The organism is Microbulbifer maximicatervae (SeqCode), from assembly GCF_052467325.1.
The window spans coordinates 3,852,586-3,876,927 of sequence record NZ_CP174310.1 but is presented as its reverse complement, the minus strand read 5'-3'; the positions used below and the strand labels follow the sequence as shown (position 1 = coordinate 3,876,927).

Here is a 24,342-nt window from a genome sequence, read left to right as displayed (position 1 = left end):
ACGGATTAAATAGCGTTCGCACGGAAGTAAGCTGCTAGCGACTGACAATATCCGGACAACTTGCACCGGCCTTGGGGGTTCGCCAATCAGCCAACCGACGCTGAAAGCTCAGAAGTCCGCCGCCCGCCTGCAGCCAATGACGGCCATCAATCACTGCAAATAGGAGGGTGGCACGGCTCCAATCTCGAAATGCGACAGATACAACCCCGCCCTTACAGCGCACCGAAGTTCCCGTTTTAACTCGCACCCGGTCACCATCCAATTGCCAGTTAATGGCAAAACCATGGGTCAATAGGCCTTTGGCATTAAATCCATAGGCATATCCGGAGCCATCGGCATGCAATTGCCACACTAATTGATCATCGCCTTCACTCACAACCAGCCAATTTCCCGCCCACTTTTGCTGGGCGGACTCCGCCGAGGCCCACATTGGTATCGCTAGGAAAATTGCTGTGACAAATGGAACAACCGGCTTGATAAAATGCCGCTTTTGTAAAAGACGCAAAAACTTCATGCGCTGCCCTACGGTATCGGCCCCAGTGCATTACAGGGGGCGGGTTATTCAAAAGACGACTGGGGAAGTCGCCAATTTTCCTTTCCGATTACGGGGCTAAAGCCTCACTTATCGGCATGAAAAAACGCTTCGGCGCTATTTTTCACATCCCTCGAAAAGTAAGGCTAGACGCAATTTACAACGGTGGCAGGTTAAACGTTAAAAATATTCAAATTTACGACAAATTCACAAAAAGAATGCCAAGTCATTTTTACCGGTAGTCCAACTATCTGGATTTTGCTTCGGAAAAATTCTTGTCTGCTCTCCACACCCGATACTTTAACTGCACGCCCTGTGGCAGATATATAACCATTGGCAACTTACTGCTATAAGGCAGCATCAAGCCATCACCGCGCACGGTGATAAATCGCCGGGATTCACTGCCTTGGGCACAGACCTTTTGCGTATCTGTGGTCGGGGTCAAGTCGGACAGGACATAAAAGGGGTAACCCCAGCCTGGGAGTATGTCCTTACGCAATGGAGCGCTAAAGCTTTGCAAGTTGCATTCCGCGACTTGGCTTTTTCCCGGTATCAATTCAACCCTAAAGCGACTTTCATCAACAACCTTGGGCAGCTTGATAACGTGACGTAACTTGCCATCAACCTCCTCTGGAAATGCATCCAGAGGCTCAGAACTGTGGCAATCCAGGGCCAGTAACAACATGAAGGCAGTGGCAACTAATTTTGACATGGTATGGCCTCACTACTGCGCCGGGAAATGGCGGACAAAACTTTTTAAAGTCTAGTTCGCTTTTGTCTTCGCAGTCCCCACCAGAGCAGCACCCCCAAACCAATTGCCAAAGCAAACAGAGCGGCAGTCCATAGGTATCGCTCCTCCCCCATCGCAGGTGGCTCCAACTTGGAGTGGGCCAGATTGAGATCCGCCCGCAGATTTTGAAACGCGGCAATAACTTCTGTAGAACTGGCACCACCAATCAAGTCACCCCGCAATTGCTGCCATTGGACCTGAAGCTGCTCCACCAGTACCTTGTCACGAATCAGCAGCTCCTGTCGTAACGGCCTATACCCATCACGATAAGCCAGCATTAACTTACCGTATGCCGCTGTTATATCTCCTCCTCGATAGTCCGTCTCCGCCAGCTGCAGCAAGCCAATTGCGCTGATAAGAGGGGGGATCAGAGTGCGTACAAGGTGGGGGTTTCCGCGCCACCACATCAATGCTTGTTGCAGAGTTGGCTCTAGTTCCGCCGGTTTAGTGGTCGCCATTCCCGGGAGTCCCAGTAACCCGGGATAACGGGTCGCCAAGTCGGAAGAGGGTGGTAACTGATTCGCCACTGGAAAAGCAGCGACAGTCACCGCTAATGCCCAGCGCTGTAGGCCGGTCAGATCTCCATCAATGTCGACTGTGTGAATAGAGTCAGTTTCTGGGTCCAGGGTGTTATAAAGATCATAAAGACTGAACCCCGCCATTCTCTCAAGATCATTGAGGGCTGGGCCTTCATTACTACCCTCACCGTCGACACCGTGGCAGACGGCACACCGCTGCTGATAAACAGGCATCATAAAACCCGGCGAGGGCAAAGAGTAACTGGGTGACCGCTGCAGCTGATACAAAGCAGCAAGGCGATCGGCGATTGCATTGGCTCGACGGCGCACCTCTGCGCTGGAATCCTTATCCTCAATCGCCTTACGCAAGCCCGAGAGGCTTTTCTGCAAACCCTGCCGACCAGGCCGATCGGGGAGTTGAGTGACCAGACGCAGTACTTCTTCTACCTGTTGCTTCTGTAGTTCATACAGAGGAGTGTCCAGTCGCTGCCCGTTCTCTACAGCGTCGCCGTAGTCTACCGCTATATAGGAGAGAAGATTGCTGGCCTGAGCGGCCACAGTATTGCTGCTTGACGTGTTCTGGGCTGAAACAGGTGCGATTAAGCCAGCTAGGAGGGTAAACAGTAAAATCCATTTGAATCCCATTAGTGGCTTCCGGATCGGGCAAGGTTGATCGATGTTAGGAGCCTCTCGACAGATTGCGGGGCACCTTTCTTAGGGTAGAAATAAAAAACCCCGCTCGAGGCGGGGTTTCTTCAATCGGAAAGCTTAGCCGCGATCCGCTCGCTCTTTGGCAATCAGGTAATCCGCCACTTGCAGCATCAGCTCCTGGCCATTGCTCTTACCTTTATATCCCGGGAAAGAGGAACTGATACGGTATTTACCCGCAACAACTACTTCCGGGGTACCGGTCATTTTGTAAGCGCGCTGATTGGCCATACCTTGCTTCACTTTGCTGTTGATAGCGAAGGAATTCATCAGCTTCGCAGCTTTGGCACCATCTTCACCATGTTTGTTAAACAGTGCCTCAATAGCTTTCAAATCGGGCTTCCAGTTGCGACCTTCACGGATAGCCAGCATCTGACGCTGATTGTAGATAGTGTTAAAAATTGGAGTGTGCATCTTCTCCAGAACGCCCATCGCATCAGCAACGTAGAAAAGGCGTGCATGAACATCCATCACCGGCTGCCAGATAGCTGGCAACTTCAGCAGTGCCACATCGCTGGGCATCTTTTCTTTCCAGCGCTTTAAGGTCGGTTCGAAGTTGTAGCAGTGGGCACAGCCATACCAGAACATCTCAGTCACTTCGATCTTGTCGGTGCTTTTTTGCGGCACCGCCTGTGGCAATACCTCGTAATGCTGGCCCGCTTTAAACTCGCCACTCTCCTGGGCGCAGGCAACGAGACTGAACATTACAGCCAAAACCATAGTGATTGGGGCGAGAACTGCTCTCATAAGTCATCTCCAACTTTTATTTAGTGGTGCGAACGCCGTTAGCCGGCGGGCTGTCGAGCCACTGAGGACACAATAGACAACGCAGATTATTTAAGTTCCCAGACCCTCACGCAAGGAAACACTGCAAAAACTGCCCAGTATGCCCAGGTAATGAGGTCTTTTGATTAGGCGACAGACACAAAAAAGGCCGGTCTCAGACCGGCCTCAGTGTACTCAAACCCTGTGACTATTAGTCAGTCAGGCCTGCAATATAGTTGGCCAGCGCCTTGATCTCTGCATCGGAGAGTTGCTTGGCCACGGTGCGCATAGTGCGAACTTCACCGTCATTGTTGCGAGTACCCGCACGGAATGCTTTCAGCTGGGCTTCGATGTACTCTGGATACTGACCACCCAAACGAGGGTAACCGGCCGGCGCATTGCCCAGTCCAGCAGGTGAGTGGCACCCCATACAGGCGGGAACACCAGTCTCCATATTGCCACCGCGGTAGATTTTACGTCCAAGCATCAGGCCGTCGACGTTCTCACCGTTGTTTAGCATCACGGAAATAGCCTCAGATCCGGTCAGCTGCATTGGCTGCGAGGCAAAGTAAGCGGCGATATCCTGCAGGTCCTGATCGTTGAAGTTGTCCAACTGACCGATCATTTGCGGCACATCGCGGGCCTTTTTACCGTCAGGTGTACCTTTAATATCTTTAAGCTGCTTATACAGATATTTTTCGCCGAGTCCGGCAATCTTTGGAAAAGCCGGAGCAATACTGTTACCGTCTGCACCGTGGCAGGCTGCACATTGAGCGGCTTTTGCCTTGCCCGCAGCAGCGTCGCCCGCAGCCAGCGCCAAGGGCACGGCGCCCAAGCCGAAAACTAAACCGAGTGCCAGTGCAGTGTTCTTGATAATGCTGTTCATACGTCGTCCCGTTGCGCGCTGAGAGATGGCGTTTCGCACCGCCCCCGATAGTCCTGCGACGCGAAAACGGCGGCATTATATACTTGCGCGCCAAGCGAGTGTACCGAATAAACAGACTTATACGATGTCAAATACAGAATTTAAAGCCCAACCACCAAAACTGAACTACCGTTCCATACAATTTCTCACCAGTGCCCCCACCCTGACTGAGTGTCCGGAAGACTTTGGTGCCGAGGTGGCCTTTGCCGGTCGCTCCAATGCGGGCAAGTCCAGTGCTATCAATGCGCTCACGGAAAACAACAAGTTGGCGCGTACCTCTAAAACACCGGGACGCACCCAGTTGATCAACTTCTTTCGCCTCTCCGACCAGCAGCGCCTGGTGGATCTGCCCGGCTATGGCTTTGCCAAGGTCGCCCGCAGTATGAAAGATGAGTGGCAGCGCCATCTGGCCACCTACCTTGAGAAGCGAGAGTGCCTGCGTGGACTCGTGTTACTAATGGACATTCGCCAGCCCCTCAAGGAGTTCGATCTGCATATGCTCACCTGGGCAGTAGAGGCCGAGCTCCCAGTGCACATCCTGCTAACCAAGGCCGACAAGTTGAAGAACGGTCCAGCCAACAATACCCGCTTTGCCGTAGAGAAGACCCTCAAGGAACAGGGACTTAATCACGGGGTCACTCTGCAGATCTTCTCATCGACCAAAAAAACAGGCCTGGATAAACTCGAGCGCAAGCTCAATGAGTGGCTGGAAATCCCAGAGGAAGCCGCCCCCACTGAAGATTAAACGGGCTGGGAGCCTGGGGGCAGCGCCCCCCGAGCAACACAAGCACTTCAATTTTTCTCACACCAGGAGGAAATTCCTAAAAGTGAACTCCGGGCACACCAGTTGCCGCTGCTTTGCGCTTCTGTTCGGGGATCAGGGAGCGAAGCAGTACCCGGTGCAGCCGTCGGCGTGCCCCCGGAGTTAAACAATGCAATTCCTCTGCATGTAAGTACCTCTGCGCGAGAAGAGCGGCAAGGGTTTCTTCGTGTATGGCAATTGTCAGCAGACGGGAATTGCCATCAGCACTCATCTTTTCACACTCCTCAGTGCAAGCTGTTTCCGCCATTGATACAGGCGGATAATCTTGCTGTGGAGAAATTGCGTACCTGATGCTGTGTCTCGCCGGGGTAGAGTGAGCTGATACAATCCGCCGCAACCCTTTGCTTATGGCTGTCGCCCAACTCACGGGCGAGCACTGAGCTGGCACCGGCAAGTATGTAGTTTCGAAGCTTTTCATCGCCCAATTCCCGGTAAGCAGCCATTAACCAGATAGCGCTTTCACTAAAACGCGTTGCCGAAATAGCATAAGTTGGCCACTGCCTCTCCAAAAGAAAGCTGGCCAGATCGAAGGCACATCCCAAGTAGGGTATTGCTTCGGCGTCATTGGACTCTTCAAGCAAAAGCTTGCCGCGCTCAATCCAATCGAGCCATGCCTTTTCCGCACGATCCGTGTCAGCAGTCAACCATTGGCGATGGTTGGCACATAAGTAACGTAAATTCACCGACAACCCCCCATATTTGATTTAGATCAAAGATAATGCGAACCATTATCATTTGCAAGTGCATTTGCGGGTAGCTTTTGCTTTTGTCGTGAATTTTTTGGTGGAGTCATTTGCTTAAATAAAAAAAGCCGGCAGATGGGGGCTGCCGGCTAGGGGACAGTGCCCTTGGGGTGGGGCACTTGTCAGACGCACCCAGGGGGACGGGTACGCCTGAGGGTTCTTTTCAATCCAAAACCTCTTTGCCTAGTTCGATAGTAGGCTGGGCTTGCAAGCTTCCCAAGCACATGTTTGCACCTTCTAAAATTGCCAAGCTTAGACCCCAGAAAGCAATTACTCCGAAATTAGGATCCAATCGATATAACCGGGGGCCTGCAATCAATTCTGTGATATCGCCGAGAATCTTGAAGGTTGCCGATCTGAAGAGCTGCTTAGCGTAGAATTCAAACTGCTGCACAATTTGCAGAGTTATACAGAGACTTCCAAAGCCCCCCTTCTCGAATGGGAAAGAAAAATTACACAGGTACAAAAAATAAATTTGTGAAGGACATAAAAAAACCCCGGAGTTGGGGACCATCCGGGGTAGAAAAAGCTAAACGCTTTGGGGTTAGGGAGCAACAATGAACTGACTACTTGGATAGGCTCTCAAGCCCGATGGTTCCCGCCCCTTTGGTAAATAAGTGTAAACAAAATACGTGTTTTGGCGCCTCATACGTTCTTCTATGTAAAGGCGGTCGATTTTTATCAAATTGTTAGCTCAGCCACTGGCCCATTGCTGTGCAGGCGGCGAATACAATCTGCTATCAGTGGCGCGCAATCTATCCATTCGCAATTCCCTTGTAACTGTGACTGAGGCAATGAATTAGTCACTATAATTGATTCCACCGGCAGTCGCGCCATCGTCACATGAGCATCCTCGCTGAATTGGCCATGAGTACAAAACACTAGGATGCGTAGCGCCCCCGCTTTTGTCGCAGCTTTTACTGCTCCCGCAACTGTAGCGCCAGTAGCAAGTAAATCATCAATAATAATGACTGTGGCGCCTTTAACTTCCCCAATCAATGTTCCACCGCTGATCAAAGTGCCACTGCGATGCTTCTCTACAAGCGCACTTGCCACTGAAACTCCAAATGCATCTCTCAACGCTAAACGAAATTTTTCCGCACGTTTGATGCCTCCCTCATCTGGCGACAGAACAACCAGGGGGTCCAAGTTTCCAGATAGGCGAACTCGGGCAGCTTCGATCCATAGAGGGCGAGAAACTAGATGGACAGTTCGGCACCGAAAGGCATTCTCGAAAGCCGCAAGGGAGTGAACATCCATAGACACCACCACATCAACCCCTGCAGCTTCCAGGAAGCTGGCCATATAACGACTGGGTAACGGGTCACGCAATCGGGTTCGCCGCTCCTTTCTCCCATAACAGAGATAGGGAAAGATTGCAGTCACCCTTGCAGCACCAGCATCCCTTAGTGCCCCGATAAAGAAAAGACAGCGCATAAGCTTTTGGTCAACGCAACTACTGGCATCGGTGTAAAGGGATTGGACCAGAAAAACATCCGCCCCTTCCACATCGTCCAGTGACCTAACTTTATGTTCCCCATCATCAAACTGGCGCTCTTCATGGTGAGAAACCGGCTCACCCAGACTTGCCGCGACACGTCCAGCGAAATCTGCTCCAACATCAAGACTGAATAATTTAATACGCCCCATAAGCTCACCACCCTGCCTGGCGCCTCTCGCTCGCTAAGCGCCTTGCCCACGTTTTAATAGAATTATGGACGGTGGAAGTTAGGATCTGGAGTACCACAAGTGTTGTGGCTTATCGACAACGAGGGAGGAAGAGTCTTTGCCCATCAGGGCTAGCTCTAGGCAAAAAATAAAGGGGTTCAAAATATTGTGTTAGTTTTTGAGCTGAGATATCGTCAAATTCCAAAATGCAATTAAAGGGAAGTAAATTATGCAAGCAGAAACTGATACCAAGGCTGGCCCATCTATCATTGACACCTATCCTTACCCCCCTACACCAGAGCATTAGGGTTGGCTATCTCTCTCTAGCTAACCTATTCAGATCTATAAATGCTGCTTTTGGCTCAGGCCCCTTCAACTTTTGCAGGGGCTCCACTCCACAGAAGCTGGCAATCGATATAAGGCAATAAAATTGCAACGAAGTGAGACTCCAGTTATGCCGGGGTCTTTAAGGCTACTGATATCGCCGCAGATCCAGGCCAGACGAATCGAGTTACTTCCTACATTTTGACAAAAGTGGCCGGTAAGCTCTGACTTACCGATAGAAGAGAAGTTAGACCGGGAGAGAACAGATAAAAAAATGCCCCGGACTTGGGGGAGTACCGGGGCAAACATCTGACTTCCTTGGGGGATGATGACGCATTCCAACAATCTTGCCTGTTTAGAGGGGCTGTCGCCGGAACAGTTCCACGGAATTTCAAAAAGCTTGTAAAACCGCCTAACAAAACACAAAAGTTGGCACTTTATTCATCCGCACCAATAAGAGCGCGCCAAAATGTTCCGAGCAGCACGCCCTATCCCCAATTCTTAGGTGGCTTCTTCAGTCAAATTAGTGTGCCTGATCCCAATCTCGGCCCTGCCCCAGATCCACAATCAGGGGAACGTGCAGTTCTGCCGCACCCTGCATCAATTCAACAATGCCAGCGGCCACAATTTCGACCTCATCCTTGGGTACTTCAAGAACCAATTCATCGTGTACTTGCATAATCATCCGGGTAGCCAGCTTCTTCTCTCTGAGCCAGTTATCCACAGCGATCATGGCCCGCTTGATAATGTCGGCGGCAGTGCCCTGCATTGGCGCATTAATTGCGGTCCGTTCTGCTGCTTGGCGCTGCATACCGTTGCGTGAGTTAATTTCCGGCAGATAGAGGCGGCGTCCAAACAGGGTTTCCACATAGCCCTTTTCCGCGGCCTGTGCGCGGGTATCTTCCATATAGCGCAATACACCCGGGTAGCGCTCAAAGTAACGGTCGATATAAGTTTGAGCGTCGCCCCGGGGGATATCCAACTGCTTGGCCAGGCCAAAAGCCGACATGCCGTAAATCAAACCAAAGTTGATCGCTTTGGCCCGCCGGCGCTGCTCATCAGTCACCTCATCCTGAGCTACTTCAAAGACTTCTGCCGCCGTCGCGCGGTGAATATCTGCGCCTTGAGCAAATGCATCCACCAACCCTTGGTCCCCAGACAGGTGAGCCATAATACGCAGCTCAATTTGGGAGTAGTCCGCAGCGATGATCTCACTGCCACCATTGATTCTTGGGTCAACGGTGAAGGCCCGACGAATACGGCGCCCCTCCTCTGTACGAATAGGAATGTTCTGCAAGTTGGGGTCACTGGAGGACAGGCGCCCCGTAGCCGCAACCGCCTGGTGATAGGAAGTATGTACACGACCGCTACCCGGGTCGATCATCTTTGGCAGTTTATCTGTGTAGGTATTCTTCAGTTTGGCCAGGCCGCGATACTGCATTATCAGTGCGGGCAGTTCATGGTTGTGGGCCAATTCCTGCAATACCGCCTCAGCGGTAGAGGGGGCACCTTTGGGGGTCTTCTTGATCACTGGAATCTGCAGCTTCTCAAACAGGATCGCTCCCAGCTGCTTGGTAGAGCCCAGGTTGAACTCCTCGCCAGCTAATTCGTAAGCCTGCTGTTCCAGTTCTCGCATTCGCTGCTCAAGTTCAGCACTCTGCTCCGCCAACATCTTGGCATCGATATAAGCACCGTTACGCTCCATACGGGCCAGGACTGGTAGCAGGGGCATCTCAATTTCATCGAGTACCTTTACCAGAGTTGGCTCTCGCTCCAGACGCGCACTCAACTCATTGTGGAGACGCAGGGTGATATCTGCATCTTCAGCCGCATAGGGGCCCGCTTTGTCCAATTCAATTTGGTTAAACGTCAGTTGCTTGGCGCCTTTACCGGCAATATCCTCGAAATGAACTGTGTGCTCCCCCAAATACTTGAGTGCAAGACTGTCCATATCGTGACGGCTGCCGGTGCTGTCCAGAACATAGGACTCCAACATGGTATCCCGTGCGATGCCGCGCAATTCAATATCGTAGTTGGCCAGGATATGACTGTCGTACTTCAGGTTCTGCCCCACCTTCTTCTGCTGCGGATCTTCCAGCAGGGGTTTGAGTTTGGCCAGTACTTCGTCAAACGGCAGTTGCTCTGGTGCACCCATATAGTCGTGGGCCAGGGGAACATAGGCTGCACGATAGGGCTCCACCGCGAAGGACACCCCCACTAATTTTGCCTGCATATAATTGAGGCTGGTGGTTTCCGTGTCGAAGGCAAAGATGTCTGAACTCTTCAGTTGTTCCAGCCAGGCATCGAACTCCGACATTTCTGTGACGATGACGTAATCGCGCTCAACGGCTTCCGCCATGGCTTCTTCAGCCTCTTCACTGGTTAGCTCTTCTAACCAGCCGCGAAATTCATTCTGCGTGAATAGCTCAACCAGTGCCTCTGTATTGGGCTCTGAATTGTGCAGTTCCTGGGGGTGATAAGGCATCTCCACATCGGTTTTGATAGTAGCGAGCTTATAGGAGAGTTCTGCCGCCTCGCGATGCTCCGCCATCTTTTTACCGAGGGTTTTTGAGCCACGGAATCCCAGCGGTGCAATGGCATCCAGGTCGGAATAAATGGTCTCCAAGCCTCCCAGATTCTGTAACAGTGCAAGAGCGGTTTTCTCGCCCACACCTGGAACTCCGGGGATATTGTCGGATTTATCTCCCATAAGGGCGAGAAAATCGATAATCAGTTCTGGACCTACGCCAAATTTCTTAGTCACGCCCTCGCTGTCCATTTCGGTATTGGACATGGTGTTAACCAAGGTAACGCCCGGACGCACCAGCTGCGCCATGTCTTTATCGCCGGTGGAGATTATGACTTGCTGCCCCTGACTCTGGGCCTCCAGCGCCAAAGTGCCGATTACATCATCAGCTTCAACACCATCGACCACCAAGCGCGGCAATCCCATAGCGTCGATGATGTCGTGAATGGGCTGAATCTGCTCGCGCAGGTCATCCGGCATAGGAGGGCGGTGGGATTTGTACTCGGCAAACATCTCATCGCGAAACGTCTTGCCCTTGGCATCAAAAACAACCACTACAGGACTGCCTGGATGCTCCTTGAGGTGGCGGCGCAGCATACTGATCACACCGCGCACCGCACCAGTAGGCTTACCCTGGCTGGTGGTCAATGGCGGCAACGCGTGAAAAGCGCGATAAAGGTAGGAGGAACCATCCACCAAAATCAACGGGGCGGCTGAGGTGTTTTGTTTGCTCATAGACGATGAATTCTTGCTTGCTTAGTTTGGCGTTCAGGACGCGCGGCAGGCCGATAGGATAACGCCCTTCGCTCTGTTTTTCCGCTTACTGATTCTTTCCCGCCAGACACCGTAGGCAACCTCTGCACAAAAGCCCACTCGACTTACCCCGCCGATTAAAACTATCGGCGCATCGATCTCACCAAATCCCCAGGCTTGGCTAGTCTTCCCGGTAGCGACCTTATGCGTTCGCTACTCCCCGGAAATCAAATTGTCACAGGCTGCCCACCGGCAGTCAGGGATCTTTTATTTCCAAAAAAACTGTGCCACCCGATGTTGAAGGAAGGATTCTAAAGATGAGAGGAGTGATGCGTGCCACCCTGTTGTTTTCCGCAAGTGTATTTGCCATTTCGGCAAATGCCGGCTCGGATTGCAGTGCAGAGCATACCGCTGAAGTCAAAACGGCTGATGAAATACATTCGCAGCAGTCAGGGGTAACAGAGCACGAGCTGATACTCAGGCAGGCCATCCGTGAAAGAGAAAATGACTTGCTAGAGAGGCAAAAGCAACAGTTGGAAAAACTGCAGCAACAGGCGGAAAGAGACGCTGCTCGGGCAGAGAAACTGCAGCAGATAACCAATCGTTCCTAAAAGCTACCACACAAGATCCCGCCCCTCCTTGAGCCGGCGGGATACTTGGTACCTTTAAGGGCCTCTGATTGAACCTACTTCTGGTCGGGAACTTGGCTTAAACAAGTACGGGCCTGGGTCAACAGGGATTCTATCAAGTCCCTATAGTCAGCATTTTCACTCAACTGATCTCCCAACAGGTCCAAAGCGGCGTAACGCAATCCCAAATTGTCAGCCAGTTGTTGATCGCGGTCATTAGCCGGCATTTCACCAAAGAGACAGCCATCGCCAATCTGGGACAAATTCAGCATCGCCTTGGCACCATAGCCTCCGCCACTGCCATCCCCCAGGGCAAAGGTCTCCACTCCTGCGGAACCAAAAAAGTGGCCATAGGCATCGTGGGTAACAACGATGGGAACTTCGCGATACCCATACAAAGCCCGGTCGAGTGCTTTCTGCAAGCTGGCCATCGCACTGGAAAACTGCCGTGCACGCCCCATAAACAACTCCGCCTGCTGTGGCTGTAATTGCGCCAGGCGCTCAGCGATCTGCGCCGCAGCTATTGCCGCATTGCGGGGGCGCAACCAGAGGTGGGGATCGGTAGCACTGGCTCCCTCATATTCAAGGGTCTCGATATCCAGCAGCTGCATTTGCCGGCCTGCTGGTAACAGGGCTGCCTGTTTTGCCAATACCCCCTCCATTTGTGGCCCTAACCACACCAAAAGTAGAGCGCGTTCAAGTGCAGCTCGATCGGAAACAGTGGGGGCATAGTGGTGGGGATCGGCTCCCTCAACCAGAACCCGAACCGGAATATCCTCACCGGTAATTTCTTGGGCAATCAGGGCTAATGGACGTACGCTGACCACTAGCTCTCCACCACTGTCGGATTCCGGTTTGCTACAGGCCTGGAGAAAGAGCCCGATTAGAAGCACCGTGGAGATTGTAAAAAGACGTTTGAAGGGATACATCAGTGACATTAGGCGGCGAAAAATTGCGATATAATCACAACCAGCGCCAAGCTGCCAGCCTGGTTATCCATATCCGGCACATAAGGTATGGAGGCAAACATCCTAAAGACTTCCCTGCGGAGATTGAATTCTGAATCCACCCCAGCCGCTTATCACAGCTGACAATATCGCCCTTCAGGTGGGCGGCAGGCAGTTACTTAAAGATATTACAGTCGAATTGTCCCAGGGGGAGATTGTCACTTTAATTGGCCCCAATGGAGCCGGCAAAACCACTCTCCTTCGCCTTCTATTGGGGCTCAGCAAGCCGAGCCAGGGCCGCGTATGGCGAAAAGCAGGGTTGCGTATCGGCTACATGCCGCAACGGCTTCACATCGATAGCTCAATGCCCATGTCAGTTGAACGCTTCTTACAGCTTGGCCAACCGGCGATGAAGCCCGAACAAGGACAGTCGGCATTGGAGAGAGTGGGTGCAGGGCAGCTTTTAGGCGCCTCTCTGGCAAATCTATCCGGTGGAGAAATGCAGCGGGTCTTACTCGCCCGTGCCGCATCACGCAAACCTCAGCTGCTGGTCCTGGATGAACCCACTCAGGGAGTAGATGTCGGTGGTCAAAGTGAGTTGTACCAGTTAATTGCCACTCTGCGCGACGAGCTCGGCTGCGGTGTGTTACTGGTTTCCCATGACCTTCATTTGGTTATGGCCGCCACCGACCGGGTCCTTTGTTTGAACCAGCATATCTGCTGTCACGGACACCCGGAGCAAGTAAGCCGTCACCCTGCCTATCTGGAATTATTTGGGGACAAGGTCGCCCCCTATACCCACCAGCATAACCACCAACATAAATTAAGTGGAGATATTGCGCCCGCAAGCAGCTGCAATCATCAACACACAAATACAAAAAACAAAGAGCAAAAATAAGTGGTCGATTTCGGCGAATTACTGCACAGCCAATTTCTCTGGTACGCCCTCGCCGCAGGCCTTATGGTCGCTGTTGTCAGCGGCCCTTTAGGCTGCTTCGCTGTGTGGCGGCGCATGGCCTATTTCGGCGACACCCTGGCTCACTCAGCCCTTCTCGGAGTGACGCTGGGTTTTGTACTTCAAATTATGCCAACGGTGGCTGTCGGTATTACTTGCTGTGTACTGGCACTGCTGCTGATGTATTTACAACAACGCCAAAAACTCGCTGTAGACACCTTGCTAGGCATATTGTCCCATTCAATGCTGGCACTGGGGATTGTCACCGTTAGTTTCTTCAAGATTAAGGTGGATCTCTTATCCCTATTGCTGGGAGATCTACTCGCCGTTAGTGGTCAGGATTTGGTATTGATGGCTATCGCCGCAGCCACAATCTTGGGGCTGCTCTACTTCCTGTGGGAACAATTATTGGCTTTTACCCTGCACGAGGAGTTGGCTTCGGTAGAAGGTATCCCTATCGAGCGGTTGCGGATAGCCCTAATGCTGATGCTGGCAATACTGATCGCCATTGCAATGAAAGTTGTGGGGGTTCTGCTAATTACCGCCCTGCTGATTATTCCTGCAGCTACCGCGAGAAAACTGTCCCCCACACCAGAGCGTATGGCTGTGCTGGCCTCATTACTGGGATGCTTAGCGGTAGTACTCGGCCTTCTAGCCTCTATCCTATGGAATACGCCGGCGGGTCCGTCCATTGTTCTGGCCGCAGCACTGTTCTTCCTCACTTCACAACTGCGAAACAGTTAAAGCCCCTGCGGGCGAACCTCATCCTAATTTCTTATTTGATATCGCCATTTGTCGCAAATTGGCGTGCAAATCTACTTCTCAATGAGATATTTGTCACCATTTATCGCAATAAGCTGATGGTTAGCCGCTAGCCAATTGTGTCAGTTTTCCGTCGTTGCTAGTGTTGCCCGACGACCAGCCTCTTTAGGACGGTCACCAATAATGACAAAAAAAATGGACGCACAACGATATGGAAAAATTCTCTCTTCGTCGCAAGGTATTAACTACAGCCATAGTGGCGGCAACCGCTGCCACTAGCCCGCAAACACTTTTTGCCGCCGAGGATCAGGCGATGGAAGAAGTAGCGGTTGTAGGCTCTCGCATTAGTCGCAACGCTGAATTTGAAACAGCGACACCAATCCAGGTAATGGATCGCGACGCAATCGAAAGATCCGGCTACACCAACCTGCAGCAACTTTTTGAGAAAAACCCAGCCGCCGGTAATGGTACCTTCTCAACCCGAGGCAACAATCAGGACTCTACGGCCAACGGAGCTGCCGCAGTGAGCCTCCGCGGCATGGGCGCCGATGCCACTTTAGTACTGGTGAATGGCAAAAGAGTAGCTATCAGTGCATTTGCCGAGAGCATCACCACCAACTTTGTGGACATCAATAGTGTGCCTTTAGCGGCAATTGAACGGGTAGAAGTCCTAAAAGATGGCGCCTCAGCAATCTATGGTTCCGATGCCGTCGCTGGTGTGGTCAATCTGGTATTACGCAAAGACTTTGAAGGCACTGAGGTATCTGTCGATTACGGTGGTGCCGATGGTTACGACGAGCAATCCATGTCTGCCGTCTGGGGCATCAATGGGGATGACTCAAACCTGACTGTTATTTTCGACCACCATAAAAATAGCCGCCTATCCAGTACCGAGCGCAGTGGCCTGGACACTGCTAACCAGTCCAGCCGCGGTGGAATGGATTTCCGTTCATCTAGGGGCTACCCCGGAAGCTTTAGTGTCAATGGTACTATTGTTCCCGATCCAGACTGCCCAGATGAACGCGATACGGGAGAAGTCTGTGTCTATGATTACGGCCCCTGGACCCTGCTCACTCCAGAATCTGAGCGCACAGGCCTATTAATGCTGGGCCATACCCAGTTAACCGAGAGCGTAGAATTCTTTAGCGAGATCGCTGTTCAGCACAATACCTCCGTAGCCCAAGGTGCACCCACCCCACTGGACGGCGATGCAGGTCTCTATGTATTGGCTGACCACCCCAATAACCCATTCGGAGAAGATGTAGATATCTACCGCTATCGCACTGTAGATGCCGGCGCCCGCCAGTGGGATATCGAAACCGACAACCTACGCGGTGTCTTCGGCCTACGCGGCTCTATAGCCGACTGGGACTGGGAAGCTTCCGTACAGCGCTCCCGCAGCGAATCCACGCAGACCGGAGATCGCTCCCAGGGCTGGGTGCGTACGGACCTCCTACAAGAACAGATTGATGCCGGTAATTACAATCCCTTTGGAGGGGTTCAGAACCCGGATTCTGTGATCGATGCCATTACTACCAGCTTGGTGCGCCAAGGCAAGTCTGAACTGACCAGCTATGACTTATCAGTCAATGGGGATTTATTTGACACTTCCAGTGGCACCATTGCCATGGCTGCGGGTTTGGAGTACCGGGAGGAGAAGGCTTCCGATATTCCTGACGACCAGTTCCAGCGTGGCCTGATCTTCGGTACTGAGTCAGTATCCGCCAGTGCAAGCCGGGATATTTCCTCAGCTTATGTCGAAGTTGCCATTCCTCTTCCCGCCAGGTTCGACCTGACTGTAGCTGCTCGCTACGATGACTACAGCGACTTTGGCAGCACCACCAACCCAATGGCGAACTTGCTGTGGACGGCAACCGACCAGCTGTCTCTGCGCGCCTCCTGGGGCACGGGCTTCCGTGCACCATCACTGGCTCAGGTAGGCCTCGGCCCATCCCAAGAATCACTATTCTTTGTGGATACTTACGGCTGTGAAGTTAATGATGCTTACTGCGCAAGCACAGATTACACCATTATTTTCTCCGGTAACCCGGATCTAGATGCTGAGGAGTCTGAATCCTTCAACATCGGCGCTGTGTACGAGCCCATAGAAGATCTGCAACTCTCTATCGATTACTGGAATATCACCCAGGAAGGCAAGATTGATGAAGTACCCTTTGGCTATATCTACAGCCTTTACTGCTGGGATCAAGACAGCACCGTCTGCCGTCGCGATACACCGCTAGAAGGCGAAACCCTAGGCGCCCTGCAGTCTATCGATAGCAGCTTCACCAATATCGGCGAACAGGATGTATCAGGTGTAGACCTTAGTATCGTCTACAGTGGATTCGAGTTAGTAGGTGGTGAGCTTGGTCTGCGGCTGGATTACTCCTACCTGGCTGAATTTGAGCGTGTTGAACTGAACTCCAGCGGAGATGCATTTATAACCCGCGACCTGGCTGGCGAGTACGAGTATCCACAACACCGATGGAACGCTACCGCTGACTGGACCTTTGACACCTTCGGATTTAGCGCCGGGCTCAGCTACATTGGTGAATTTGAGGATACCCCGGACATCGATTTCGACGGGACTCTCGACTATGACACCAATAATTCCCGCACTGTAGACTCCTTCCTGACCATGAATATGCAGGCCCGTTATACCGGCTTCGAGAGTATGGTTTTGAGCCTCGGCGCGGATAACGTGTTTGATGAAGAGCCACCTTTCGCAATCGGTGATGGTAATGCGGACCTATATGGTTACGTGCAGTCACAGCATGATCCCCGTGGCCGCTTTATCTACGGCAAGATGACTTACAGTTTCTAGTATTTGTTATTAACCAAAAACAGAAAGGGAGACCTTTAGCCTCCCTTTCTGTTTCGCATTTATTAAGGTACTTGACCTATAATTACTTTTCCACTCCATTCCTTCTAGATTTATTTGCTGCGACCTCAAATGAAATGCGTTGTTTAGCCATCTCTTCTCCAGCCTTTCGAAACTCGCGAATTCCCAGCAAAATACCAACCAATTCAAAAAGCGAAACTGCCACTCCAATAAATAATAGGTAGATTTCTGGCACGTCTAATTCCTGCGGGCTAGCAAAGCTGTCACTTTGAAATAGATACCCAACGTCAGAATAGTGGGAACCCAAAGTGCGGTAAAAATGCCCTGCTCCTTATAGCCGTTAAACCACAAGCCGGCTGACAGTGCCAGAGAGACTAAAACCGCCACCAAGATAAAGAAATCTGATACTTTTAACACGCACCACATCCTCTAATCTTCATCAAATTTCCAGAAACCAAGCGCTGCCATTAGCAAGCCGAAGATAGTTATACCTGCAGGAATCCGCAATCCCAGTACACCAAAAACATCCAACATAGAGGGAATAAAAGTAATAAACCCCAAAATACCCCACAGAAAGAATACACTGGAAATCAGTATTCCAGTCCAACCCACTATCAATCGTAACTTTTTGGATCGAAAATAATCGGCCAAAATTAAAGACTGCGCTAATAGTATAAGAACGGGCTTCATCGGCTCGAACACTAATAACAGAATAGTGCAGTCTAGCTAAGTTCGAAGATTAGGTGCCTAACCTTTATGGCGCTTGGCATAAGCTTCATTAGCTTGCCAAACTCTGACTAAATTTCCACCCAGAATTTTTTTAATATCTCGCTTGCTATATCCACGTTTTAGTAGTCCTTCAACCAAGTGTGGGTACTCTGAGACGTCTTTTAAACCGATTGGCAGACTATCTCCGACGCCATCAAAATCTGAACCGATGCCAATATGGTCAACTCCTACCAGGTTTCGGATATGATCGAAATGATTAAGAACATCATCTAATTTCGCAAAGATAAACTTCTCACGGGAAAGCTTGTCAGTGTATTCCTCCACTTCCTTACTATCTTTGGACAAGCCTTTTTCCTTAGCAAAAATATCAACCAACTCACTTATTTCACGGTATGAATTCAGTGATTCTTTACTGATAAATGTGGAGCCAAAGTTAATCATGATAATGCCACCGTTATCGGCTAATGCTTTTATCATTTCATCATTCATATTTCGTTCAAATCCCGGCGTAAAATGCCTTGCCGAAGAGTGTGAAGCGATAATAGGAACAGCAGATAAATCAATAACTTGCCAAAAAGCCGCATCCGACACATGGGAAATATCGATCATTACTCCCATCCGATTCATCTCTCGTACCAAGCGCTTTCCAAAAGCACTCAAACCTTCCCAAGGCCTGTTTTTATCATACGAGGAATCAGAGATATGATTGCTCTTTGAGTGGGCTAAGGTAATGTACCTCACCCCTCTATCAGAGAAGTACTTTAAGTTGGTAAGATCCCCCTCAATAGGAGCCCCGTTCTCTATACCCAAGGGTAAAGAAATTAAGCCGGCATTGACTTGCTTTTGTAGATCATTTATTGACTTAGGTATTGCAAATTTATCCGGGTGCTGTTTGACCATTGCCTCTACTTTATCAATCAAAGTATCTGCATAAGATTTGGCAATACCCTCATCCTCCTTTTCTGCTGGAACATAAATAGACATAAAAGGGGCATTTAGTCCACCTGCTTTAGCTCGAGGGTAATCAAAGTCTCCCTTATCCGTACTAATCCCAACATCTTCTTCAGCTTGTTCGAGACGATAGGGAACATCCACATGTCCATCAACAATCAAATACTCTTGAACCAGTTCTTGAGCTAGATCTTTACCTTCACCTGCAAATACAGGGTTGCAAGTTAGTGCACATAATGTTCCAACTAAAAAATAATTTTTCAAATGACAATCTCCCTATTTGTATGAATATATCTGCAAAATTCACGATAGATGATGTTCATCTAGAGCCACATTTCTTAAGTACATTAATTTGATTCGTTAATCCACAAAGATTAAATCGTTGTCTTTCTTATAGCTGCAGATTGGCTGAATCTTAGGGGTAACATTAAAACAATGACCAAAATTAGATGATGTATAGCTTAGCCGGGTAACGGGTAAGGTAGCAAAAGCATATGCAAAAGATTTACCCCCCAATGCGCCATTACGCATATCCAAAAATTCTGTCGCAATGTCCAAATCAATGCATAACAGATTGAAGCGACTATCAATAATAGCACTGCGGAGATATCTGTTGACCACCCTCCATGTAGAAGCACAAATACCGTAGCTACAACTGGTACGGACAACCAGCGCCAGCGCCCTAGTAGCTCTTCGCTACCCCGCTGTAATATCCACCGGAAGAAGCCCTCCTCAGAAATGCAAACAATTACTAAGTTAATCATTGCTGCAACGGCGATAGTGCCAGTAAATTTTATCGAAGGTGTATACAGGAGTAGACCTAATGCAATGGGAGTAAATATAGCCAATAAAAGATAGGGTAAGTCCGTAAAACGGAAGGTCTGCTTCATGCGCAACATAAAAGCCAATAAAGCAATAGAAATAATTGCTTTACCGCTGTTTATACTGGCATAGATAAGATTACCACTTGTATCTGTATAGGGCGCTAATACTTGGACACGTTCACTGCCGGGAAGCAAATTTAATCCCGATATAAGCATTAAAAGAGCTACAGAAAGAAAAGACAGCGCTCTTGACCAACCGCTAGTAGACTCAATTGCCCGCAGAAAAATCCAGATTACGGGGGCTATCAGCCCACTCCAGCCGAAAGGAATGAAACAAAGTGATAGCAAGATAGGTGCAGCCCAAGGACTCACCATACCAGATGGTGTCTGATCTCTTCTTCTCCTTAAAGCAGCAACTTCATTTTGCATCGATTGGCCCAGAATTAATATCTTATTTGATAACAATAGCTCATACGATTCCTTCACTATCCATTAAAGGTCGCTCGTATTGAACGATAGGTCAACTTCATTTTTGCAGGATCTAAAGGTGCCTTAAAAAAAGCGTGATAATGCCCTCTAGGATTAATTAATACAACTTGAGACCCATGATCGATAGTATAACCGCCCTCAGCAAGAGAAACTTTATTAAAAGGTACATTTAGCTGAGTGGCAAATTTCTTCAGCTTAAAAAAATCACCGGTAATACCACGAAATTCAGAATTAAAATACCGGACATATTGCCCCAACTGCTCCGGCTTGTCCCTACTTGGGTCAACCGAGACGAGTACTACGTCTGTAGATGCTCTGGTACTTTCGTCTAAAGTTTTATAAAAATTATTAAGTGTAGATAGAGTTGTTGGACAGATATCTGGACAGTGGGTAAACCCAAAAAATACCAGAGTCCACTTACCTTGAAAGTCTTTGGTATAGAAATCTCTACTGTCATCAGACAATAATTGTATATCTTCTATGATTCTTGGTCTCTGCAGTTTTACAGTGCCATTAATTCTAAGCTCCTCATCAGTGATAATACGAGGCTGTCCGAGCTTATGTATGAATCCTGCAAGCACAGCAAGAATCAATACTAAAAGAACAATAACGGTAATTCTAATTCCACGTTTCTGTTTATCGATGGCAGAATATTGATTTTCCACTTTTCCCTCACACTTCAATTAAATAATGATCTAATAGCATGATAAAAAATAGTGCCATTAAATAGATTATCGAATATTTGAAAGTCTCCATACCAGCATTGGGGTTTTTTCCAATGAGCATTACAAAGCTCCAATAAACAAAACCAAACCCAAGTACGACAGCACCCAGTAAATATAACCACCCAAACATCGCGGTAGCAAAGGGCAATAGGCTAACGGCCAGTAAAATAAAGGTATACAAAACTATATTTAGGTTTGTATAGGGTATTCCATGCGTAACCGGTAACATAGGAATATCAGCTTTTGCATACTCTTCTTTTCTATGTACGGCAAGGGCCCAAAAATGTGGAGGAGTCCAAGCAAAAATAATCAATACTAACAACAATGCATGCCCATGCACTTCCCCAGTAACCGCAGTCCATCCCAGTAAGGGCGGAGCGGCTCCTGCAAGCCCACCTATAACAATGTTTTGTGGTGTGGCGCGTTTCAGGAACATGGTGTAAATCACCGCATATCCGAGAAGAGATATTAAGGTTAGCCAAGCGGTAAGGGCATTTACAAAAACCAATAGGATAAACATCCCCGTCACGCCCAAGCTAAGAGCAAAAGCAATAGCTTTAGTTGGCTCAACCCGTCCTTTCGCAATCGGGCGATTGCTAGTACGAGCCATTTTTGTATCAATATGACGATCAACTAAATGATTTACTGCCGCAGCACTACCCGCACAAAATGCAATTCCCAAATTACCAAATACTAAAATATCTAGCGGCACCATTCCTGGAACAGCTAAAAACATTCCAATAACAGAAGTTAACAGCATAAGCATAACTACTCGAGGCTTAGTAAGCTCATAGTAGTCCCGCCATTGAATTTGATGTATTCCCGTGGAATTTATGGCCATATTCGCACCTATTTTTATATTTATATACGCTTAATATCTAATTAAGATTGGATACGGTAGTTAAACCTTCTCCCCGCTCTATTACTTCCACATCGACTACCTCTTGTTTATTTATAATGACAGCATTCATTGTGTATATTCGATAACAAAAAGTTAGCAGACTAAGAAGTAGAAGAGCTGCGCCAGCATTGTGTGCCACAGCAATCCCTAATGGTAGAGACATAACAACATTTGCTATTCCCAAGCTGACTTGAAGAAGTAGTACCCCGTTAAGCCATAATGACCAACCTCTCAACCCAGACCTCCAAGCTAAAACTGAAAGAATGAGTACAATTGCTGTTGTAATCAGTGCTCCAATACGATGGGCAAGATGTATTGCCGTACGTGCATCACTCTCTAATGCACCACCTAAATAATTTGGGCCAATTTGTTGAAAAATATTAAAGCCTTCTACAAAGTTTGCCTGTGGCCACCATTGGTTATGACAAGTTGGAAAATCTGGACAAGCTAAAGCTGCGTAATTAGAGCTGGTCCAACCACCGAGTCCAATCTGTAGAATTACTATTGCAACTGCAGTCAGAGCAAGTAGCCGTAATCGCCTTATTCCCGGCAAATACCTCCCATGTAATTGTCTAGGTTTATCAGCCAACCTTTCACAGAGAATCCACAACATAGATAATGTTGCCATTCCACCTAATAGATGAGCAGTAACTACCTGCGGCCAAAGCTTCAAGGTTACCGTCCACATCCCAAAAGCAGCTTGCAGTATAATAATAATTAAAAGAATATGTGTTTGCTTAAAGGTTGGGGCTTGCCGATCTCTCCAAGCAAGATAAGTGAGTAATACAACGAATAAAAGTAAAGTTCCTGCAAAGTATCGATGAACCATTTCCGGCCAAGTTTTACTAACATCTACCGGAGAGTCCGGAAAAATCATATTGGCCGTTTTAATTTCTTTTATATCATTCGGCCAGGTGAGATGACCATAACAACCAGGCCAGTCTGGACAGCCCAAACCGGCATCCACCAACCTAGTAAATGCACCTAGAACAACAACTACGACAGCTAGAATACAGGCCGCCCAGGTAATGATATGTCGCCAATTCTTAGGGGTTTCTTGTTTAGACACTACTGAAAATCTCCGAATACTATTCTTATTGCTCGTAGGAGTACTTCAATAATCTTTTTATATCTTTAAGCAATTGGTTTCCGCTATGCTGCCGATCATAGGCCATCATTGCATAACCCTCCTGATCAACCAGCAACGCCTTGGTTAAAGTCACACCGTCATGATCAGTTTTTTGTACCAACTGCTTAAAGTTTTCATCATCCAAATTCACTATTTTTAGTTTCGGATGCTCAATTTGTATTTGTTCTTGTCGTTCTTCATCCAAACTATCACCAACCACCAGTAGCCTCTCAACCCTATGAGCTTTTTCCCCCAGCCGAATATGAACCTGCCTACTTATATACAAGAGATCTTCACAATCTTTACCACAATCACTGTCACTTAATATTAGATAGCGCCATTTTGATTCTCCCTCTTGTGCCAGGGATTGCTGTTGCCCTTGAAAGGTGATTTTTATTTCAGTGATATCAAATGGGGGCTGCAATAATTCACCTTGATTAATCGTCTCTTTAGGCATGCCTAAGCCCGTATAGTAAACGACATAGGCAGCTGTAATTGGGAGTACGACGGATGCTAGCACTGAGAGTCCTTGAATGATTTTATTCGCTGGCTTCCTTTTGCTCAGATTTCTTTCAGGTGAAACTGGCTGACTATTTGATTTCATTTTGAAACTCCTTTTTCAAACTTCTACTCAATCTACGACGTAATCTAAAAATAATATTTGTGGCTGAATAAGCCCATAAAAGCCAGATAGCTATTGCCATCGTGAACCACTGGAAAGCATACGCTTGATGTTTTTCAGGGCCACTATTGAAAAAATTCCAATCAGTAATTAAAGCTGCACCTGAATCCGCAAACAAACGGATCGACCATCTATTGTTGACTAAACCGGTAGCCTCAATGAAATTTGAATTTATTTGTTGAATTCTATTTTTAAAAACCGGGTCTATACTAACATTCGAGTAGGATTCAGTATCGATAGGGTATAAGTAGCCCTGAAGTGATTTCACATCAAGTAAAGCTGTTACTTCAGGTAAGCTATCTCGGTCGCCAGCAGAGGGAATCCAACCTCTATTGACAAGCCAATCAGTATTTTCTGTTGAAAATACTTGTAGTACTTCATAGCCCACACGACCGTTTCTGGTCCGGTTATCCAGAAAATATATTTCCTTCTGGAAAACTCCCGCTAAAGTTACAGACGCATACTCTTGATAAGAACTTAGATTTGAAATTTCCTGCGGTTGCAGAGAGAGCCTACTCTCTACCTTTTGTATAAGTTCGACTTTCTGCTTTGCTCTATCAAGCTGCCACAATCCTAAAAAAATAAAAAGGATGAATGCACCCAGAGAAAATATCGTGATGGGCCAATTGCGAATCAGTGGTAAACTGATATCTTTCGCAGAAGCTGATGGAATATCTACTATCATGCGCAACTACATAAAT

Annotated in this window: 25 protein-coding genes; 5 read left to right on the top strand and 20 right to left on the bottom strand. The window is 48.7% G+C overall.

Annotated elements, in window-relative coordinates; translation table 11 throughout:
- Positions 1-34 precede the first annotated feature (34 nt).
- The 5 genes from ACJJIE_RS17330 to ACJJIE_RS17310 all read right to left on the bottom strand — a co-directional run bounded on the left by ACJJIE_RS17330 (position 35) and on the right by ACJJIE_RS17310 (position 4,199).
- Positions 35-514 carry a hypothetical protein gene (locus ACJJIE_RS17330; RefSeq protein ID WP_444892469.1) on the bottom strand — a complete coding sequence of 160 codons (480 nt, stop codon included), beginning with the start codon at positions 512-514 and terminating at the stop codon, positions 35-37.
- A 265-nt stretch (positions 515-779) separates the two neighbouring features.
- The gene (locus ACJJIE_RS17325) at positions 780-1,244 is read right to left on the bottom strand and encodes an ecotin family protein (RefSeq protein ID WP_282930499.1); all 465 of its coding nucleotides are present in this window, start codon (positions 1,242-1,244) and stop codon (positions 780-782) included.
- 44 nt (positions 1,245-1,288) lie between these two features.
- Positions 1,289-2,485: a c-type cytochrome gene (locus ACJJIE_RS17320; protein ID WP_282930500.1), complete on the bottom strand. Its 1,197-nt coding sequence runs from the start codon at positions 2,483-2,485 to the stop codon at positions 1,289-1,291.
- 123 nt (positions 2,486-2,608) lie between these two features.
- On the bottom strand, positions 2,609-3,295 hold the full coding sequence (locus tag ACJJIE_RS17315) for a thiol:disulfide interchange protein DsbA/DsbL (protein WP_282930501.1): 687 nt from the start codon (positions 3,293-3,295) through the stop codon (positions 2,609-2,611).
- A gap of 229 nt (positions 3,296-3,524) precedes the next feature.
- Entirely contained in the window at positions 3,525-4,199 is a 675-nt protein-coding gene (locus ACJJIE_RS17310; RefSeq protein WP_282930502.1) for a c-type cytochrome, read from the bottom strand.
- A gap of 124 nt (positions 4,200-4,323) precedes the next feature.
- Here ACJJIE_RS17310 and yihA point away from each other — a divergent pair, with 124 nt between their 5' ends.
- Positions 4,324-4,983, top strand: a complete 660-nt coding sequence (yihA, locus tag ACJJIE_RS17305; RefSeq protein WP_282930503.1) for a ribosome biogenesis GTP-binding protein YihA/YsxC — start codon at positions 4,324-4,326, stop codon at positions 4,981-4,983.
- A 76-nt stretch (positions 4,984-5,059) separates the two neighbouring features.
- Here the strand turns inward: yihA and ACJJIE_RS17300 are convergent, their stop codons facing one another.
- The 4 genes from ACJJIE_RS17300 to polA all read right to left on the bottom strand — a co-directional run bounded on the left by ACJJIE_RS17300 (position 5,060) and on the right by polA (position 11,058).
- Positions 5,060-5,272, bottom strand: a complete 213-nt coding sequence (locus ACJJIE_RS17300) for a hypothetical protein (RefSeq protein WP_282930504.1) — start codon at positions 5,270-5,272, stop codon at positions 5,060-5,062.
- Positions 5,273-5,285: 13 nt separating this feature from the next.
- A complete protein-coding gene (locus tag ACJJIE_RS17295; RefSeq protein WP_282930505.1) occupies positions 5,286-5,744 on the bottom strand; it encodes a hypothetical protein in 459 nt (152 codons plus the stop codon).
- Positions 5,745-6,485: 741 nt separating this feature from the next.
- Positions 6,486-7,454: a ribose-phosphate diphosphokinase gene (locus tag ACJJIE_RS17290; protein WP_282930506.1), complete on the bottom strand. Its 969-nt coding sequence runs from the start codon at positions 7,452-7,454 to the stop codon at positions 6,486-6,488.
- An 865-nt stretch (positions 7,455-8,319) separates the two neighbouring features.
- Positions 8,320-11,058 (bottom strand): DNA polymerase I, encoded by a 2,739-nt coding sequence (gene polA / locus ACJJIE_RS17285; RefSeq protein WP_444892468.1) that lies wholly within the window; start codon positions 11,056-11,058, stop codon positions 8,320-8,322.
- Between the two features lie 335 nt (positions 11,059-11,393).
- Here polA and ACJJIE_RS17280 point away from each other — a divergent pair, with 335 nt between their 5' ends.
- Positions 11,394-11,687, top strand: a complete 294-nt coding sequence (locus ACJJIE_RS17280; protein ID WP_444892467.1) for a hypothetical protein — start codon at positions 11,394-11,396, stop codon at positions 11,685-11,687.
- Between the two features lie 74 nt (positions 11,688-11,761).
- On the opposite strand, the gene ACJJIE_RS17275 is transcribed toward ACJJIE_RS17280, so the two are convergent.
- Positions 11,762-12,532, bottom strand: a complete 771-nt coding sequence (locus tag ACJJIE_RS17275) for a metal ABC transporter solute-binding protein, Zn/Mn family (RefSeq protein WP_444892466.1) — start codon at positions 12,530-12,532, stop codon at positions 11,762-11,764.
- Between the two features lie 232 nt (positions 12,533-12,764).
- On the opposite strand from ACJJIE_RS17275, the gene znuC reads away from it, so the two are divergent.
- The 3 genes from znuC to ACJJIE_RS17260 all read left to right on the top strand — a co-directional run bounded on the left by znuC (position 12,765) and on the right by ACJJIE_RS17260 (position 17,193).
- The gene (znuC, locus tag ACJJIE_RS17270) at positions 12,765-13,550 is read left to right on the top strand and encodes a zinc ABC transporter ATP-binding protein ZnuC (RefSeq protein WP_444894779.1); all 786 of its coding nucleotides are present in this window, start codon (positions 12,765-12,767) and stop codon (positions 13,548-13,550) included.
- Positions 13,551-14,351, top strand: a complete 801-nt coding sequence (locus ACJJIE_RS17265; RefSeq protein ID WP_282930510.1) for an iron chelate uptake ABC transporter family permease subunit — start codon at positions 13,551-13,553, stop codon at positions 14,349-14,351. It abuts the gene before it with no gap.
- Between the two features lie 229 nt (positions 14,352-14,580).
- Complete coding sequence (locus ACJJIE_RS17260) at positions 14,581-17,193, top strand: TonB-dependent receptor (protein ID WP_282930511.1); 2,613 nt, start codon at positions 14,581-14,583, stop codon at positions 17,191-17,193.
- 82 nt (positions 17,194-17,275) lie between these two features.
- Here the strand turns inward: ACJJIE_RS17260 and ACJJIE_RS17255 are convergent, their stop codons facing one another.
- The 10 genes from ACJJIE_RS17255 to ACJJIE_RS17210 form a co-directional block, all read right to left on the bottom strand.
- Complete coding sequence (locus ACJJIE_RS17255) at positions 17,276-17,446, bottom strand: hypothetical protein (protein WP_282930512.1); 171 nt, start codon at positions 17,444-17,446, stop codon at positions 17,276-17,278.
- A gap of 2 nt (positions 17,447-17,448) precedes the next feature.
- A complete protein-coding gene (locus ACJJIE_RS17250) occupies positions 17,449-17,628 on the bottom strand; it encodes a hypothetical protein (RefSeq protein WP_282930513.1) in 180 nt (59 codons plus the stop codon).
- A 12-nt stretch (positions 17,629-17,640) separates the two neighbouring features.
- Positions 17,641-17,901: a hypothetical protein gene (locus tag ACJJIE_RS17245; RefSeq protein WP_444892465.1), complete on the bottom strand. Its 261-nt coding sequence runs from the start codon at positions 17,899-17,901 to the stop codon at positions 17,641-17,643.
- 57 nt (positions 17,902-17,958) lie between these two features.
- Complete coding sequence (locus ACJJIE_RS17240) at positions 17,959-19,155, bottom strand: dipeptidase (RefSeq protein WP_444892464.1); 1,197 nt, start codon at positions 19,153-19,155, stop codon at positions 17,959-17,961.
- A gap of 197 nt (positions 19,156-19,352) precedes the next feature.
- Positions 19,353-20,144 (bottom strand): CPBP family intramembrane glutamic endopeptidase, encoded by a 792-nt coding sequence (locus tag ACJJIE_RS17235; protein WP_282930516.1) that lies wholly within the window; start codon positions 20,142-20,144, stop codon positions 19,353-19,355.
- A gap of 56 nt (positions 20,145-20,200) precedes the next feature.
- Positions 20,201-20,869, bottom strand: coding sequence for an SCO family protein (locus ACJJIE_RS17230; RefSeq protein ID WP_413663917.1), 669 nt, complete (start codon positions 20,867-20,869; stop codon positions 20,201-20,203).
- Between the two features lie 7 nt (positions 20,870-20,876).
- Entirely contained in the window at positions 20,877-21,770 is an 894-nt protein-coding gene (gene cyoE / locus ACJJIE_RS17225; RefSeq protein WP_444892463.1) for a heme o synthase, read from the bottom strand.
- 37 nt (positions 21,771-21,807) lie between these two features.
- Positions 21,808-22,899, bottom strand: a complete 1,092-nt coding sequence (locus tag ACJJIE_RS17220; protein ID WP_444892462.1) for a COX15/CtaA family protein — start codon at positions 22,897-22,899, stop codon at positions 21,808-21,810.
- 25 nt (positions 22,900-22,924) lie between these two features.
- On the bottom strand, positions 22,925-23,563 hold the full coding sequence (locus tag ACJJIE_RS17215; protein WP_282930520.1) for a redox-active disulfide-containing membrane protein: 639 nt from the start codon (positions 23,561-23,563) through the stop codon (positions 22,925-22,927).
- Complete coding sequence (locus ACJJIE_RS17210; RefSeq protein ID WP_444892461.1) at positions 23,550-24,326, bottom strand: SURF1 family protein; 777 nt, start codon at positions 24,324-24,326, stop codon at positions 23,550-23,552. The genes ACJJIE_RS17215 and ACJJIE_RS17210 overlap by 14 nt, the downstream gene beginning before the upstream one ends.
- Positions 24,327-24,342 lie beyond the last annotated feature (16 nt).

What these genes read in the sequence shown, in the direction of transcription:
- ACJJIE_RS17315 (WP_282930501.1), bottom strand. Translation starts at nt 3,295, where the DNA reads ATGAGAGCAGTTCTCGCCCCAATCACTATGGTTTTGGCTGTAATGTTC.
- cyoE (WP_444892463.1), bottom strand. Translation starts at nt 21,770, where the DNA reads ATGGCCATAAATTCCACGGGAATACATCAAATTCAATGGCGGGACTAC.
- ACJJIE_RS17210 (WP_444892461.1), bottom strand. Translation starts at nt 24,326, where the DNA reads ATGATAGTAGATATTCCATCAGCTTCTGCGAAAGATATCAGTTTACCA.
- ACJJIE_RS17245 (WP_444892465.1), bottom strand. Translation starts at nt 17,901, where the DNA reads ATGAAGCCCGTTCTTATACTATTAGCGCAGTCTTTAATTTTGGCCGAT.
- yihA (WP_282930503.1), top strand. Translation starts at nt 4,324, where the DNA reads ATGTCAAATACAGAATTTAAAGCCCAACCACCAAAACTGAACTACCGT.
- ACJJIE_RS17280 (WP_444892467.1), top strand. Translation starts at nt 11,394, where the DNA reads ATGAGAGGAGTGATGCGTGCCACCCTGTTGTTTTCCGCAAGTGTATTT.
- ACJJIE_RS17310 (WP_282930502.1), bottom strand. Translation starts at nt 4,199, where the DNA reads ATGAACAGCATTATCAAGAACACTGCACTGGCACTCGGTTTAGTTTTC.
- ACJJIE_RS17235 (WP_282930516.1), bottom strand. Translation starts at nt 20,144, where the DNA reads ATGCAAAATGAAGTTGCTGCTTTAAGGAGAAGAAGAGATCAGACACCA.
- ACJJIE_RS17300 (WP_282930504.1), bottom strand. Translation starts at nt 5,272, where the DNA reads ATGAGTGCTGATGGCAATTCCCGTCTGCTGACAATTGCCATACACGAA.
- ACJJIE_RS17330 (WP_444892469.1), bottom strand. Translation starts at nt 514, where the DNA reads ATGAAGTTTTTGCGTCTTTTACAAAAGCGGCATTTTATCAAGCCGGTT.
- ACJJIE_RS17290 (WP_282930506.1), bottom strand. Translation starts at nt 7,454, where the DNA reads ATGGGGCGTATTAAATTATTCAGTCTTGATGTTGGAGCAGATTTCGCT.
- ACJJIE_RS17320 (WP_282930500.1), bottom strand. Translation starts at nt 2,485, where the DNA reads ATGGGATTCAAATGGATTTTACTGTTTACCCTCCTAGCTGGCTTAATC.
- ACJJIE_RS17260 (WP_282930511.1), top strand. Translation starts at nt 14,581, where the DNA reads ATGGAAAAATTCTCTCTTCGTCGCAAGGTATTAACTACAGCCATAGTG.
- ACJJIE_RS17325 (WP_282930499.1), bottom strand. Translation starts at nt 1,244, where the DNA reads ATGTCAAAATTAGTTGCCACTGCCTTCATGTTGTTACTGGCCCTGGAT.
- polA (WP_444892468.1), bottom strand. Translation starts at nt 11,058, where the DNA reads ATGAGCAAACAAAACACCTCAGCCGCCCCGTTGATTTTGGTGGATGGT.
- ACJJIE_RS17215 (WP_282930520.1), bottom strand. Translation starts at nt 23,563, where the DNA reads ATGAAATCAAATAGTCAGCCAGTTTCACCTGAAAGAAATCTGAGCAAA.